This window comes from Mucilaginibacter sp. SMC90 (assembly GCF_022811725.1).
Taxonomy (GTDB): Bacteria; Bacteroidota; Bacteroidia; order Sphingobacteriales; family Sphingobacteriaceae; genus Mucilaginibacter.
The window spans coordinates 5,869,908-5,886,180 of record NZ_CP094527.1 but is presented as its reverse complement, the minus strand read 5'-3'; the positions used below and the strand labels follow the sequence as shown (position 1 = coordinate 5,886,180).

The window sequence follows — 16,273 nt, the reverse complement described above, 5'->3', positions numbered from 1 at the left end:
CATGAGAAAGCTGATTGCCATTTTATTTGTGTTGATTTTGGGTGTAGAGGCTGATGCCCAATCGTATAATAAATACGTAAACACGTTCATTGGCACATCTGCAACCGGCCACACTTTTCCGGGGGCTACGGTTCCCTTTGGCATGGTACAGCTCAGCCCGGAAACCGGCAATTTCGGCTGGAACTATTGCTCTGGCTATCGTTATGAAGACACGGTGATCACCGGTTTTGCGCATACCCATCTAAGCGGTACGGGCGGCGTTGACCTGGGCGATGTGTTGTTCTTCCCATTTCAGGGTAAAGAGCCTCAAAAATTTCAAAGCAAATTTTCTCATCAGCAGGAAAAGGCCTCGCCCGGCTATTATGAGGTGCTTTTGAGTGATAATAATATCAAGGCCCAACTCACGGCCTCGGCACATACCGGTTTGCACAGGTATACTTTTACTAAAGCAGGCAAGGCCCACCTGCTCATTGATATGCAAAGCGGCCTGGTGGAGAGCGCCGAACAACTGGCCGAACATGTATCCGAAGGGGAGATCATTGTGGACAACAAAACAACCATCAGTGGCTATGCTTTCACAAGCCAGTGGGTTGATAAAAAGGTATACTTCACAGCTATATTTAACCGCCCGCTTACCGGTCATCATTTTATTGATGGGGATAACAAACGCCGTTTAATATTGGATTTCGATCTGAAGCCCGGTGAGGCCATTGAAGCTAAGGTTGGCATCTCTGGCGTGAGTATTGCCGGAGCACGTAAAAACCTGCTGGCCGAAACACAGCATAAAACTTTTGAACAGGTAAAAGCCGAAGCTGCCCGCGCCTGGGAAAGCAACCTCGGTAAACTTAAAGCCGAAGGGACAGAAAAGGAGAAGATAGCTTTTTATACCAGCCTTTATCACGCCCTGATCCAGCCCAATAATATTGCCGATGTTGACGGCCAATACCGGGGGGCTGATAGCCTGGTGCACCGCTCGGCCGATAAAGTATTTTACTCTACATTTTCCTTATGGGATACTTATCGGGCAGCCCATCCGCTATACACTATCATTTGTCCTGAAAGGGACGGACAAATGGTAGAAAGTGTGTTACAGCATAACGATGTGGCCGGTATGCTCCCTATCTGGACGCTGTGGGGCAAGGAAAGCTTCGCCATGATCGGTAACCATGCTGTACCAGTAATTGTGGATGCAGCCCTGAAAGGCATCAAGGGATTTGACAAGCAAAAGGCCTTTGAGGCAATTAAAACTACACTCACACATAATAAAAATCCTAAATACGACTGGAGCCTGTACATGCGTTATGGCTATCTACCATCAGACACCGTACCACGCGAAGCTGTTTCCCGTACTTTGGAAGCCGCTTATGACGACTGGTGTGCCGCCCAACTGGCCAAAGCGCTGAACAAACCAGGCGACTACGCGTATTTCATTAAACGGTCGCAGTTTTATAACAACCTGTTTGATAAAAGTACCCGGCTCATGCGCGGCCGCAAATCAAACGGCGAATGGGTGAGGCCCTTTGCCAACCTGGATAGCGGTCAGCTGGCTGTAGGCGGCGATTATACTGAAGGCAATGCCTGGCAGTATACCTGGCAGGTACAGCATGATATTCCGGGTTTAATTAAATTAATGGGTGGCAAGAAGGCGTTTTCAGGCAAGCTGGATTCATTGTTTACCATGGATTCAAAAGTGTTTGGCAAAGGTTCAACGCTTGATGTTACCGGGTTGATAGGGCAGTACGCTCACGGCAATGAACCTAATCATCATGTAGCTTATTTGTATACGCTTGCCGGTAACCCGGCTAAAACACAGGAACTGGTAAGACAGATAGCCGATCAGTTTTATGTCAACAAACCCGATGGACTGTCCGGCAATGACGATTGCGGGCAAATGTCGGCCTGGTATATTTTTACGGCGATGGGGTTTTACCCTGTTAATCCGGCTGATGGTCGGTATGTTTTCGGCGCGCCCCTGCTGGATAAAGTGAGCATTGCTTTGGCTGGCGGTAAAAGCTTTGTGGTTGAAGCAAAAGGGTTATCCAAAGCAAACAAGTATGTACAAAGTATCAGTTTGAATGGTAAGCCTTATAACAAAGAATACATTATCCACAAGGATATTATGAACGGCGGGAAGCTGGTGTTTGTAATGGGGGATAAGGCGAAAGCGCCGGTATATTAAAAAACATTTCAGGTTCAAGTGGCTGCGCCATATGGCCGTTAACTTAAGAGGAAAAAAAGCGTGGACTTGAGCGATTCCCCTCTTGAGAGGGGCGGAGGGGTGTGTTTCTGCTTTGAAAGGCTTGTAGCAGAAACACACCCCTGCTACCACTCGTTCCTCCGCGCCCCCTCTCAAGAGGGGAATTTAAAAGCTGTATTGCATGTGAGCGTGGACGCTTGAACCTGCGTTAGGTGCTTAAACCTTCGTAATTATAACAAAGCCTCGTATTGATAACCCAATATCGGCCCAACATTCACACTCTCCACAATCTTCCATTCCTTCAACTCTTTAATAAACTCCGGTTTTTCAAAGCCTGAAACCACAGCCGCATGTGTGTAAAAATCGGCTTTAGCAGGATGACCGGGTGAACATGCATTAAAAAGATAGCCGAAGGCTTGCTTAGCCAATATGGCTTTACTGATGCCGATACAGTCATCCAAATGGATCAGGTTAACCGGAGCATTTCCGTTAGGAATATCTTTCTTACCCGCGAAAAACCTGCCTGGATTACGTCCGGGGCCGATCAATCCCGCAAAGCGGATAATGGTTGTTTTAAAGCTATCTTCAGCACGGAAAAGGTTTTCTGCCTCAAATAATATCCTGCCTGCTTCGGTATTGGGTTGGGGATCGGTTTCTTCGTTTACATGGTGATTGCTATCGGCATAAACCCCTGTCGAGCTAATGAATACTACGTTTTGTATCTTAAACTGTTTTATGGCGCTGATAATACCTCTAATTTTCTCTATAAAAACAGCTCCTTCACCGCTTCGGCTTTTCGGTGGAATAGCTATCCATAAAACATCGCAATCAAAAAAATCAGCGTTATATATTTCTTCTCCCGGCAAAAAGTTTACAATGTAAGGCTCAATACCCGTCGCGGTAAGGTCATCCATTTTTGCAGCGGATGTAGTTGAGCCTTTTACCCGGATACCATCGGTAATTAACGCTTTACCTAATGCGCTGCCGTACCAGCCGCAGCCTAAAATACTGATGTTTGTTTTATTGGGCATGATGTAAAATAATGCTTTGGCGCAAAGGTAATTAAATAATAACATGACATTTGATTGCGGCTAATGTGCTTTTGTTTTAAACTTTTTAGGCATAACGGGCGTTATTGAATTATGAAGAAAGAGATCATTGCAACCTCTGTAGCATTAGGTTTAACTGCTTTGGCCTTACAAGCTGCGCGCTGTAAGCCGCTTGAAACTGTTCCTTATGTAGATTTGAAAAAGTATGTTGGTTCCTGGTTTGAGATTGCCGCTTTCCCGCAATGTTTTGAGTCGGGATGCTCCTTTACCTCGGCAGCTTATGGGTTAGCGCCAGATGGCAGCATCATTGTTAAAAACCGTTGTATAAAAGAAAATAAAATAAAGATTGTTGAAGGGCGCGCAACTGTGGCTGATAAAACGAGTAATGCTAAGCTCGAAGTACAATTCCAGTGGCCCTTTAAAGGTAAATATTGGATCATAGCTTTGGCCAATGATTACAGCTATGCCATGATAGGACACCCTAACCGTAACTATTTGTGGATACTAAGCCGCCGATCGACGTTGGATGAGCAGGTTTATAATCAACTTGTTGTACAGGCAGCGAATCAGGGTTTTGATGTACGCAAGCTGGTGAAAACGGTGCAGGTGTGATCAGAATAGAAAAATATGTCATTGCGAGGAATCATCAGGTAACCTGAAAAAAATGTGATGACGTGTAAAATATATTTTGACGATGTTGTGCGGGGGGCCGCGTTAGGGATTGCAGTGAAAAGCCCACAGCGCGTGTAGGGATTGAGGGAAGGAAGGCGAGGACTTGTAACGGAAAGCCCGGCCGCAGGCAACGCCCATATTTACAAACAGATCTAAAGAATGCACTTAATAATCAAGTATTTACAATTACGTCACTATAAGGTGCGAAGCAATCCCCAATTAGCAGAGTAACTATAAAAGTCGCCCTGTATAGTCGGGGATTGCTTCGTTCCTCGCAATGACGATAGTTGAGTTAATCAGATAATTTACTTAATCTCCTTTATCTTAATAACCAATTTCTTCACCTTATCATAGCCGTCAACCTTCATGTTAGGGCGGTGACCATCGCTTGGGAAAAACAGGAAAAACTCGTCGGGCGTTGCGGTAAAGTATTTACCATCACCGCTGTAATTGGCAAAATCTTTTTCCGCATCATAAGGTTTGGTAATCATCAGGCTTTCAATAGGAGCTACGCCAATTTTTTCTTTGCCTTTGATCACATATTGCAGATCGATATAGTTTTGATGCGATTCCCAAAGGGCATGTTCTGGCTCTTTTGATGGGGCTTCGGTTATCATGGCATAAACATTATCGCCATCTATAGGATATTTGCCCGGTTCAATCTGCTCAAGGTTACGTTCGCGGATAAACTCGAACGCTTTATCCCATGCTGCTTTATTGGCCGCATATTGTTTGGCAAACTCCAGTTCGTTTGTTGATGAGTTTAACTTCAATTTCAGGCCATTTGCCCAAACCCGGCTTTTAACCCATGTTTTGGCACTTTTAGCTGTGATTTCCTGTTGTTGAGCCGAAGCACCTGCAGCTGTAAGCGAAAAAAGAATTACCAACATGATATTTTTATAAGTTGTTAAATGTTTCATAGTTTTAGTTATTTATTGGTTTATTGAATAGGTAGCGCAGCTTTTGGCTCCGGTTAATGCATTCAATTATACAAGCTTAAATAAATAAAACAATATACTAACCGTTAAATATTTACTTTAACGTTATAGTTTGATTTTTATTAGGGCTAAGGTAGGCAGATAAACTATAACGTTGGAGTGAAAATAAGGCCTGAATACCTTTTTTAATATTTTTTAAGGTTGTAGAATTGTATTTATTAACCAGTATACTCTAAAACAACATTTGCTTTGAAAACAATACACAGTGTACATCCTACGGATTTTAAAAGCTACGATACCACCACCATACGCGAACGGTTTTTGATTGATAAACAGGTTCAGCCCGATGAGATCAATTGCACCTATACCCATTACGACAGGATGATTGTTGGCATGGCTAACCCGGTAAACAAAATACTCGAATTACCAAACTACCCAAATCTGCGTGCCGATTATTTTTTAGAACGCCGCGAGATCGGGATTATTAGCGTGGCCGGTGCTGGCGTGGTAAAAGCCGATGGACAAGCTTTTGAGGTAAACAAGCTCGACTGTCTTTACATCGGAAAAGGAACTAAAACGGTAACTTTTGAAAGTGTTGATCCTTCAATACCTGCTGTATTTTACCTGCTCTCGTCACCGGCGCATGCAGTATATCCAACAACACTGCTTACCCATGCTGATGCGGTTAAGGTTGAGCTGGGTTCGGTGGCTACTGCAAACAAACGAACTATCAATAAATATATCCACCTGGAAGGTGTACGCAGCTGCCAGTTAGTTATGGGCCTTACTATACTGCATGAAGGTAGTGTTTGGAACACTATGCCGGCCCACGTGCACGACAGGCGCATGGAAGCTTATTTCTATTTCGATGTGCCTCAAGGCCAAAAGATTTTCCATTACATGGGCGAGGGACAGGAGACAAGGCATATCACCATGGATAATTATGATGCCGTGGTATCGCCGCCGTGGAGTATCCATTCGGGCAGCGGTACGTCAAACTACAGCTTTATTTGGGGTATGGCCGGCGAAAACCTCGACTATACCGATATGGACGCAATAGCCATAACCGATCTGAAATAATCATACATCAACAGAAAACATAAATAAGTGGATAATCAATTTTCATTAGCAGGTAAAGTAATTGTAGTAACCGGCGGAACGGGCATATTAGGCAAAGCTTTTATTGATGGCATTGTTGAAGCCGGCGGTGCCGTAGGCATCCTTGGCCGTAACGCCCAGGTAGCCGATGAACGTGCCAGCGCCATAAATGAAGCAGGCGGTAAAGCCATAGCGCTGGTTGCCGATGTAATGAATGAAGCTGAACTGGTAGCTGCCAAAGATAAGTTGTTAGCAGCTTTCGGCAGGATAGATGGCCTGGTGAACGGTGCCGGTGGTAACATGCCCGAAGGCGTTTTGCAGCCCGATGAGGATATTTTTAAAATGAATATCGACGGGATGAAAAAAGTGATGGACCTAAACCTTTGGGGCACACTGATCCCTACGCAGGTTTTCGGCGAAGCCATTGCCAAAACGGGTAAAGGCAGCATTGTTAACATATCTTCAATGAACAGCAAAAGGGCCATTACCAAAGTGTTAGGCTATAACATGGGCAAAGCCGCTGTCGATTGCTATAACCAATGGTTTGCAGTAGAGCTGGCTAACCGTTACGGCGATAGCATCCGGATGAATGCATTAGCACCCGGTTTTTTCCTTACCGAACAAAACCGAAACCTGCTCACCAAACCCGAAGGCGGTTATACCCAAAGGGGCGAGCTGGTGATCAAACAAACACCATTTAAACGCTTTGGTCATGCTGATGAGCTTAAAGGCGCATTAGTATGGTTATTAAGCGATGCCTCGGCATTTGTCACCGGTTCGATGATTTGCGTTGATGGCGGGTTCTCGATTTTTGGGGGGGTATAAAGAACTAAAATATCGTTTGTTATGTCATTGCAAGGAGGAACGACGAAGCAATCGCACGGAAGCATAACCGCTCAGTATAGTATGCGATTGCCACGCTATCGCTCGCAATGACATGATTTTATTAAGCCTGCGGTGATAATACCGAACACAAGCTGTAAAACCGAACCCAAACACAAGTGTTCAGTTTTTTAAAAAACAGGGTGTTCAGTTTTTGACCTTGTGAAAAGTTAACTTATTGATTATCAATTCATGTGTGTTCCTTCTTGCTAAGGAAGTGCTTTTTGCTAAAGTTAACTTGTTGATTTTCAGTATTGTTTTTTTTGAAAATAAATGCAAGTGTTTACACTTAAAAAAACTGAACACCTGGAAAATAGATAGAAAAGTTAAGTCTGTGGTGATAACGCCTACCACAGGCTAACCTAATAATAAACCTACTATGAAACTAAGATCATCACTTATCGCCTTGTTCGCCCTTGTTGGTTGTACAGTAAGCGCCCAAACCGTAACGCTCGATTATTATTTCAATCACGAGGTCCATAAAGGTGCAAACGGGCAACCAGAGCGGTTTCATTACCTGTGGGATGAAACAGATAACAACGGTTTCAAGATCTTTGGCGAGGCTTTTATAAGTCGCGGGGCAAAGCTGGATACGCTTGGTACAGCGCCAACTTTGGATAATTTGAAAGGATCATCGGTTTATATCGTTGTTGATCCGGATACCAAAAAGGAAAGTCCGAACCCCAACTATATCCAGGAAGACGATATTGAGCAGATAAGCGCATGGGTGAAAAAAGGTGGTGTTTTACTAATGATGGCTAACGACAGTGTAAACGTGGAGTTGCCACATTTCAATAACCTCGCTGCCAAATTCGGGATGCATTTCAATAATGACCTGCAAAACCATGTGATAGATGATGCTCATTTTGAAGACGGCGCTGTTTACGTAAAGAACAATCCGGTATTGAAAACAGCGGGTAAGATATTCATGAAGGATGCCTGTTCAATAGGTTTAACCGGGACTGCAGTACCTGTACTTAAAAACAAAGATGGCGCTACCATTATTGCATCTGCCAAATACGGCAAAGGGACAGTAATAGCAGTTGGAGACCCATGGCTTTATAATGAATATGTAAATGGCAGGCTGCCTGCGGGCTATGAGAATGACAAGGCTGTGAATGATGTAGCGCAATGGCTGTTAAAGCAGGCTAAGAAGTAACGTAGTGCTTATTAATAACTGTCATTGCAAGGCACAAGTGAGCGTCCCTCCAATCAACCATACAACACTTGCGCCACTGGAAACGTAGTGCTTATTTATAAACGTCATTGCGAGGAACGAAGCAATCGCGAACGATACAGAGCGGACCTGCAAATCGGGGATTGCTTCGTTCCTCGCAATGACGATATTTGTTTTATACTCCTGGAAATAAACCGACTGGCGCAAGTCTTGTGTATGGGGCGATGAGCGCGGCTGACTTGTGCCTCTCTTGCACAAGTGAGCACCCCTCCAGCCAACCACACAACACTTGCGCTATTGGGGACGACATAAAGGTTAAAAACGAGAAAGCCGGATATATTAAACATCCGGCTTTCTTCTTTATAGCTTACAAAGCCTTTTCCTTCGGCACAAAATCATTCATAACGGCCTCGCGGATCAATGCCGGTGGCAGGATACCTTGCGACAGGATGAAATCATGGAAATGCAAAGCATTGAATTTGCTGCCTAATGCGGCTTCGGTATCCTTGCGTAGGGCTATCATCTTGGTAAAGCCATAAAAATAACTGTTAGCCTGGCCCGGAGCATTAATGGTATAACGCTCAACTTCCTGGCGGGCAAAGGCGCGTGATTGTACCACATCGTTCATTAGTACGTCAAGCGCTTGCTGCTGGGTTATTTTACCGGCCTGCAATTCAGGATCAAGAAAGGCGCGGGCAGCTCTTAACAGGCGGTAATCTAACGATACCAACTGGCCTTCCAACGGCATATAAGGGCGGGTGATGTATTCAGAGTATAAACCCCAGCCTTCTACATTGGTTGAGTTAAAGGCATAAAGGGCGCGTGCCTGGGAAACGCCTTCTTCTACCATTTTATCAAACTGTAGCTCGTGTCCGGGCCTTGCTTCGTGGGCTATGATAGTCCATGATGCGGCATCGAAAGTGAAGTCGTCATATTTATCAGTCGCTTTTTCACCGGGGGATGCAGGCATGTTCAACGGTAGCACAAATACACCGCGCTGGCCTGTATTATTTAAAAACGGCGGAGGAACCATGTGCGGGGCAGGGCTTTGCGCAGTTTCGGCGGCCGAAGCTAAACGGATGATAGCCGGGCGGTTTGGCAGTGTTACCAGTTGGTGCTCACGGATGATACCTTCAATATCTTTTAAATGCTGCTCATACAGTGGTATGATAGAATCGCCATGGATCTGCTCCTTTTTAAGCTCACGGATCACAGCACGATAATCGGCCGATGGCAGATTGCGTTTTTTGGCTATCTGCTCGGCAATGGGTTTCATTTCATCCTGGATCTGGTTGAATAGCGTATGTGCCATTTCAGCTACTTTTGCTGGCGGAATGTCGATGCCGTAGGCTTCCAGGTTCATGGCATACTCTTCGGGCGGGAGCCTGAAATCTGTACGGGCTTTCACCAGCACGTTTGCTTTTACCCATTGATCATAATCTTCCAGCTGTTTTTTAAGCGTAGCATAAGGTTGTTCCCAGCCGGTTATCTTGTATTTGGTGCAAAGCTCGGCAATGCCGCTTACTATGCTTGCATTGCGCGACAAATCGGTTTCCATACGTTGCTTTGACGGATAGATCATGTTTTTGCCTGCCATCTGTTTCTGTACACGTTCCCTGTAAATGGTTGCCAAAGGTTTGTATCCTTTTTCCAATCCGGCATATTTACGAATGCGCATTACGGCTGCCTGGCGACGGGCTTCAGGGGTTTGGTCATCGAGCAGCGTTTCCAGTCCGCTGTATATGGTTGATGACGCATTTAAAAACGGCACCTGGCGACTCAGCTCAAAGTCCTGCTGACGGAAGCCAAGTTTAAGGTGGGTTATAATGATATTGATATCCTGCTGGATAAAAGTATTTTTTTCGGTTTTAAGAGCTTCGGTAAGTTTGGCAACAACGGCCTCTTCATCCTTGCGTTCGGCCAATATAGTTTGCAATGTAGGTACTGCGATGTCACTATCATATTCTGCCAGGCCTTGTGATGAGCCATACTCGGGCGAGTATTTTTTGTCCAGATCAATGATGATTTTAGTGTACTCGTTTGATTTGGCTACCCAGGCTTTTGTTTCGGCCGATTGCTGGGCACCCGCGTTAAAGCATGTACCAGCAAGCAACATTAACATGGTGGTGCTTTTTAGTAGATTTTTGTTCATGGTCAATTTAAATTATAAGAGGCAAGTTAGTGATTTTGACCGTTGATATTTTTGATTACGTTGATTTTGACCACTGATTTATTTGATTACGTTGATTTCGCAGATAATAGCACATTTTGACTTTGTCGCTATCGTTGGTGACAATACCAACAACGGCACAACGATGGTGCTTAAATGAAACAGCCTGTCTTTTCATAACGAAAAGACAGGCTGAACAGATCAACGCAATCAGCGTAATCAATCAAAAAAATCAACGGTTAAAAGCGGTATCCCAAAGTAAGGAATGCGTTATTATTAACTTTTTTCAAATCGGCAAACGGACTTGTTGCGCCAACATCGTATGGGAAAATCGTTTGATTACCGGTTACCCTCGCATAGGTAGCATCAATAAAATAAGCGCCGAAGTGGACACCGATGCCGCCGCTAACGGTTTTAATATCGCTACCCAGGTCCTTCATTGGGTTGCCCTGCTGGCTGTAACCACCACGTAAATAAACCATACTGTTCACATTTATTTCGGCACCAACATGCAGGTTTACTGTTGAGCGGTAAAGCGATTTGATATCGCCGTTATCGCCATCGGCGGTGTAGCTGTCATTGGTGCTTAGGTGTGTAGTGGTATAATCAATATACTCAACATCGCCGCTGATGAAACCGTATTTACCTATGAAAACCGCTGCACCGCCGGCAAGTTTTAGCGGGGTACGCAGGTTATAGCTTAGCTGGTATGGATCAGATACATTGCGATAGCTGTTCCCTCCATTGTATTGTGTTGCAAGTCCCTCGGCGTATGAATCGTCAATATTATAAAACGTTGGAGAGGTGAACACAAAACCCAGGCGTACGGCTTGTACCGGTTTGTAAATGATACCCAATTTGGCATTAAAGCCCGAGCCTCTGGTACTTTGGTCCTGTGCAAAGGTTGATGAAAAATCGGTCGGGTTGCCACCGTTAGCTATAATAGCATTGCCGTTTTCGGTGAACCTTGAGTGGGAATTATACCTGATATCGGTGATAGCGAGTCCCAAGCCCACATAAAGCTTATTGCTGTAGTTGGCACCAAATGAAAGGTTAAATTCTGATTGTCCGCCGGTACGGGTAATCCCTGCCAGTTGCCTTACCGGAACATTCACTGTACTTGAATAAGAGTTTGGATCAGATGCGGAACCAAAATTATCTATCAATATATGATCATATGCCCAGCCATCGAGCCCGTTAGGATTAACGCTGCCGTATTTCGATACTTCTCCTTTGGCTATACCAGCATAATAATCAGAGATTGAACTTGTTTGATTGGTACCGCCGTAGGCAACGTTTTCATAAAAGTTATTGGTGCGGCTGTATCCTGCCCCGTAGTTAATGCTTAACCAGCCTTTGCTTTTATCGCGCCCACGGGTAGTAAGCTGCTGATAAAAAACAATGGCTGCATTGCTCATGTTTACATCGTTACGGTTTGCACTGCCTGCCTGCCCAAAAAAGCTTGAACTTATTTTTGAGTTATCATACTCGGGAGTAATACTAACCTCTGAGTGGGTAAAAAAGCCCAAACCTGCCGGGTTGCCGCTTACCGAGCTCAAATCACCGCCTATGGCTGTACCTGCGTTGCCGATAGCCTTGATACGTGATGTGGATCCGGTTTGAAAGGTTGAAAACCTGATGGCATCCTGTGAGTATTGAGCAAAACTATCTTTAGCAATTGCTACTATAGCAATTACGCTTAGTAAATACTTGATTTTCATAAAATTCAGGTAAGTAAAATATAAGATTTAGGTTTAAGGTCTTGATGGTCTGCCGCCGCCTCCGCTACTGCCGCTGCCGGTACTGCGCGAACTGCCGCTGCTTGAGCTTGATGACGGTGTGTACGATGGCTGCTGCGATGTACGTTCAACCTGGGGCTGCCTGTAAACCGGCTGTGCATCACGTGTAGGTGCCGCATCGGTACGGGCAGGACGTGCATAACGGGTACCTGTATTGTTGTTATAGCTGCTATTCGCGTTATTGTTACCGGTGCTATAAGTGTTTGTCCTGCTGCCTAATGGCCTGTTGCGGCCTCCCGGAACGTAGCCTATGCCCGAAACAGCACTGCTAACAGGGCGGCGTCCACTGCCTGCAAACGGATTGCCATTGCCACGGTAAGGCCGTGCTGTGCCTGATGAGGCATAGCCGCCGCCATAATATCCACCGTAACCGCCGCCATAATAACCGCCGTATCCGCCATATCCATAACCGCCACCGTAGTAGCCGCCGTAACCATAACCTAATCCTAAGCCAAGGCCACCATATCCTAACCCCCAGCCGCCGTAGCCATATCCTAACCCCCCATAGCCATATCCCAAACCGCCATAATAACCGCCTAAGCCTCCATATCCGTAGCCGAGGCCATAACTGTAGTATGGGTAACTATTGTAAGCCGAATAAAAATCATCATAGTAACCAAAAGGAGAGAAGTAACTGAAACGGTTTATGCGCGAAGAGTAGTCGTCATAATAAAAGTAATCATCGTCATCATCGCTGTAAGTATCCTCCTGGGCAACCGGGGTTTGGTTGTAGGCAGGCTGCTGTGCATAAACAGGCTCATCAGCCGCGCGCGCGTCAGAAAAATAAACGTTATCATTGCTTTGGTTTGATGCAAGCTTGGTTGTAGAGCAGGAACTCAGCGCCATGGCACCGATAATAAACATTCCTATCGCGATGTTCCGTTTCATATGCAGGTAAGTAAAAAGTGCAAGGTCAAATAAGTTTTAAATTTATAAATTTGGCAGCAATATACAACAATTACAGAAGTCCAAATTCTATCCAATCAATATGAGCAAAGGTGTTATTAGTAAAGACGAAGATTATTCGCAATGGTTTAACGACTTAGTAATTAAATCTGACATGGCCGAGTATTCGCCGGTTAGAGGCTGTATGATCATTAAACCGTATGGTTATTCGATATGGGAAAAGATCCAGGGGGTGCTTGACGGAATGTTTAAAGATACCGGCCACAGTAACGCTTATTTCCCGCTTTTAATACCCAAATCGTTCTTTAGTAAAGAAGCCAGCCACGTTGACGGTTTTGCCAAAGAATGTGCCGTTGTAACGCACTATCGCCTCAAAAATGATGGCGACGGAAATATTATTGTGGATGAGGAAGCCAAGTTGGAAGAAGAGCTGATCATCCGCCCGACATCTGAAACCATTATCTGGAACACCTACAAAGGCTGGATCCAATCATACCGCGATTTGCCTATCCTGGTTAACCAGTGGGCAAACGTAATGCGCTGGGAAATGCGTACCCGTTTGTTTTTACGTACCAGCGAATTTTTATGGCAGGAAGGCCATACCGCCCACGCTACAGCTGATGAGGCAATAGCCGAAACCGAGCAAATGCTGAACGTATATGCCGACTTTGCCGAAAACTGGATGGCATTACCGGTAGTAAAAGGCCGTAAAACAGCTAACGAGCGTTTTGCGGGTGCTTTGGATACCTATTGCATTGAGGCATTGATGCAGGATGGTAAAGCTTTGCAAGCAGGTACATCGCACTTTTTGGGACAGAATTTTGCCAAGGCTTTCGACGTAAAATTCACCAATAAGGAAAATAAAATTGAGCACGTTTGGGCTACTTCATGGGGTGTTTCAACCCGTTTGATTGGAGCGCTCATTATGGCCCATAGTGATGATGCAGGTTTAGTATTGCCTCCAAAACTGGCGCCAATACAGGTAGTAGTTGTGCCGATTTACAAGCACCAGGAAGAACTGGATAATATCAGCGCATACGTTGATTCGTTGAAAAAAGAGCTAAAGGCCAAAGGCATTTCAGTTAAGTTTGACAACCGCGATACCCATCGCCCGGGAGCTAAATTTGCTGAATACGAACTAAAAGGCGTACCATTACGGGTAGCCATAGGCAGCCGCGATATGCAGAACGGTACCGTTGAGCTGGCGCGTCGTGATACTAAAACCAAGGAAACTACCACACAGGAAGGTCTTGCCGGTAAAATAGAAAGCCTGCTTGAAGAGATCCAGACCAACATCTACAAAAAAGCGTTCGATTTCCGTGCTGAAAATACCACCGAGGTTGATACCTGGGATAAGTTTAAACGCCTGTTAGATGAGCAGCCGGGTTTCCTGAGCGCTCACTGGGATGGTACATCCGAAACCGAACAAAAGATAAAAGAGGAAACTAAGGCGACAATCCGTTGCATACCTTTGGATAATAAACAGGAAGTAGGCAAGTGTATTTTGACAGGGAAACCGTCAACGCAGAGGGTGCTTTTCGCAAGGGCGTATTAAGTTTTAGTGAGTGGTTGATTGGGTTGATTGAGTGAGTGGTTTATTTTGGGTGAATGGTTGATTGAGTTGATTAGGTGAATGGTTGGTTTTAAGCCCCATTTGCAGTAGTCTATGTTTCTTAATAATTTTATCGTCTGTTTAACCTAAATAACCAATCACTAAATTAATATTCGATGGCCTCATTCACTGATCTTGAAACATGGAAGCAAGCAAGAAAGATTAGAAATATGATATCCGGGCTTGTAAAAGAGTTTCCTGTTGAAGAAAAGTACCGACTGACAGATCAAATTGTTCGTTCTTCTCGTTCTATAGGCAATAATTTAGCCGAAGGGCATGGCAGGTTTCATTACCAGGACAATATTCGTTTTTGCATAATGGCGAGAGGTTCCTTAACAGAGACACTCGACCATTTGATCGTAGCCTTAGATGAAAAGATTATAACTGATGAAACCTTACGAACTTTTCAGGCGGAATACGAAAGTTGCCTGAGATTAATAAATGGTTACATTCAATATTTAAAAACAAAAAAGGGGTTAGTTGATTAGGTGAAGGGGCAATTAGGTGAGTAGTTAATTAGGGAGAATCAAACCACTCACCTAATTGCCCCAATCAACTATTCACCAACCACAACCACTCACCTAATCAACTCAATCAACCACTCACCATATATGAAATTCGCAACTAAAGCAATACACGCAGGGCAGGAGCCCGATCCAACTACCGGCGCTATCATGACGCCGATATACCAGACATCAACCTATTGGCAAAAATCGCCGGGGGATAATAAAGGATATGAGTACTCGCGCGGTACTAATCCAACCCGTAAGGCTTTGGAAGACTGTTTGGCAGCCTTGGAAAATGCTAAGTTCGGTTTGGCTTTTTCAAGCGGTATGGGCGCTACCGATGCGGTGATGAAACTGCTTGCACCCGGCGATGAAGTGATAACCGGGAACGACCTTTATGGTGGTTCATATCGGATCTTTACGAAGATTTTTGCCAATTATGGTGTTAAGTTCCATTTTTTAGATCTGTCTGAGCCGGAGCTTGTGCGTGCCCACGTAAATGACAAAACCAAATTGGTTTGGATAGAAACGCCTACCAACCCAACCATGCGCATTGTGGATGTGGAAGCCATAGGTAAGATCACCAAAGAAAAGAACCTGCTTTTTGTGGTTGATAATACTTTTGCATCGCCATACCTGCAAAACCCGATTGATTTGGGAGCAGATATCGTGATGCACTCTGTAACCAAATACATCGGTGGCCATAGCGATGTGGTTATGGGGGCCTTAATGCTGAACGACGAGGAACTTTACAAAAAGCTTTGGTTCATTTATAATGCCTGTGGTGCTACGCCGGGTCCAATGGATAGCTTCCTGGTGTTGCGTGGCATAAAGACCCTGCACCTGCGTATGAAAGCGCATTGCGAAAACGGCAGGCAGATTGCTGAGTTTTTGAAAGGGCATCCCAAAGTTGAAAAAATCTACTGGCCGGGCTTTTCCGACCACCCTAATCATGATATCGCCAAAAAACAAATGCGCGATTTTGGCGGCATGATCAGTATCGTGCTTAAAGGAGCCGATCTGCAGGAAACATTCCGCGTTGCATCGTCATTCAAAGTATTTTCATTGGCCGAGTCATTAGGCGGAGTAGAATCATTAATTAATCACCCGGTAAGCATGACCCACGGCTCGATCCCTAAGGTTGAACGTGAAAAAGCTGGGGTAGTTGATAACCTGTTGCGTTTGAGTGTAGGGGTTGAGGATATTGAGGATTTGATGGAGGATATTAAACAGGCGCTGAGCTAAAAAAGGGGCCTTTAATCAAAAC

13 protein-coding genes are annotated in these 16,273 nt (G+C 44.9%); 8 read left to right on the top strand and 5 right to left on the bottom strand.

Going from position 1 to position 16,273, the window contains the following annotated elements; all coding sequences use genetic code 11:
* The first annotated feature begins 1 nt into the window (after position 1).
* A complete protein-coding gene (locus tag MTO98_RS24265) occupies positions 2-2,179 on the top strand; it encodes a GH92 family glycosyl hydrolase (RefSeq protein WP_243481570.1) in 2,178 nt (725 codons plus the stop codon).
* A 248-nt stretch (positions 2,180-2,427) separates the two neighbouring features.
* Here MTO98_RS24265 and MTO98_RS24260 read toward each other — a convergent pair whose 3' ends face one another.
* Positions 2,428-3,228, bottom strand: a complete 801-nt coding sequence (locus MTO98_RS24260; protein WP_243481569.1) for an SDR family oxidoreductase — start codon at positions 3,226-3,228, stop codon at positions 2,428-2,430.
* A 111-nt stretch (positions 3,229-3,339) separates the two neighbouring features.
* Here MTO98_RS24260 and MTO98_RS24255 point away from each other — a divergent pair, with 111 nt between their 5' ends.
* Positions 3,340-3,858 carry a lipocalin family protein gene (locus MTO98_RS24255; RefSeq protein WP_243481568.1) on the top strand — a complete coding sequence of 173 codons (519 nt, stop codon included), beginning with the start codon at positions 3,340-3,342 and terminating at the stop codon, positions 3,856-3,858.
* A gap of 365 nt (positions 3,859-4,223) precedes the next feature.
* Here MTO98_RS24255 and MTO98_RS24250 read toward each other — a convergent pair whose 3' ends face one another.
* The gene (locus MTO98_RS24250) at positions 4,224-4,838 is read right to left on the bottom strand and encodes a YhcH/YjgK/YiaL family protein (protein ID WP_243481567.1); all 615 of its coding nucleotides are present in this window, start codon (positions 4,836-4,838) and stop codon (positions 4,224-4,226) included.
* Positions 4,839-5,105: 267 nt separating this feature from the next.
* Here MTO98_RS24250 and kduI point away from each other — a divergent pair, with 267 nt between their 5' ends.
* From kduI to MTO98_RS24235, 3 genes are all read left to right on the top strand, one after another.
* Entirely contained in the window at positions 5,106-5,936 is an 831-nt protein-coding gene (gene kduI, locus MTO98_RS24245) for a 5-dehydro-4-deoxy-D-glucuronate isomerase (RefSeq protein WP_243481566.1), read from the top strand.
* A gap of 27 nt (positions 5,937-5,963) precedes the next feature.
* The gene (locus MTO98_RS24240) at positions 5,964-6,779 is read left to right on the top strand and encodes an SDR family oxidoreductase (protein WP_243481565.1); all 816 of its coding nucleotides are present in this window, start codon (positions 5,964-5,966) and stop codon (positions 6,777-6,779) included.
* A gap of 436 nt (positions 6,780-7,215) precedes the next feature.
* Complete coding sequence (locus MTO98_RS24235) at positions 7,216-7,995, top strand: DUF4350 domain-containing protein (protein ID WP_243481564.1); 780 nt, start codon at positions 7,216-7,218, stop codon at positions 7,993-7,995.
* A 385-nt stretch (positions 7,996-8,380) separates the two neighbouring features.
* Here MTO98_RS24235 and MTO98_RS24230 read toward each other — a convergent pair whose 3' ends face one another.
* From MTO98_RS24230 to MTO98_RS24220, 3 genes are all read right to left on the bottom strand, one after another.
* Complete coding sequence (locus tag MTO98_RS24230) at positions 8,381-10,165, bottom strand: DUF885 domain-containing protein (protein ID WP_243481563.1); 1,785 nt, start codon at positions 10,163-10,165, stop codon at positions 8,381-8,383.
* Between the two features lie 257 nt (positions 10,166-10,422).
* Positions 10,423-11,904, bottom strand: coding sequence for an OmpP1/FadL family transporter (locus MTO98_RS24225; protein ID WP_243481562.1), 1,482 nt, complete (start codon positions 11,902-11,904; stop codon positions 10,423-10,425).
* Between the two features lie 33 nt (positions 11,905-11,937).
* A complete protein-coding gene (locus MTO98_RS24220) occupies positions 11,938-12,870 on the bottom strand; it encodes a hypothetical protein (RefSeq protein ID WP_243481561.1) in 933 nt (310 codons plus the stop codon).
* 100 nt (positions 12,871-12,970) lie between these two features.
* Between MTO98_RS24220 and proS the strand changes: the two genes are divergently transcribed.
* The 3 genes from proS to MTO98_RS24205 all read left to right on the top strand — a co-directional run bounded on the left by proS (position 12,971) and on the right by MTO98_RS24205 (position 16,251).
* Positions 12,971-14,443, top strand: coding sequence for a proline--tRNA ligase (gene proS, locus MTO98_RS24215; protein WP_243481560.1), 1,473 nt, complete (start codon positions 12,971-12,973; stop codon positions 14,441-14,443).
* Positions 14,444-14,616: 173 nt separating this feature from the next.
* Complete coding sequence (locus MTO98_RS24210) at positions 14,617-14,988, top strand: four helix bundle protein (RefSeq protein WP_243481559.1); 372 nt, start codon at positions 14,617-14,619, stop codon at positions 14,986-14,988.
* A 123-nt stretch (positions 14,989-15,111) separates the two neighbouring features.
* The gene (locus tag MTO98_RS24205; RefSeq protein WP_243481558.1) at positions 15,112-16,251 is read left to right on the top strand and encodes a cystathionine gamma-synthase; all 1,140 of its coding nucleotides are present in this window, start codon (positions 15,112-15,114) and stop codon (positions 16,249-16,251) included.
* Positions 16,252-16,273: the final 22 nt, after the last annotated feature.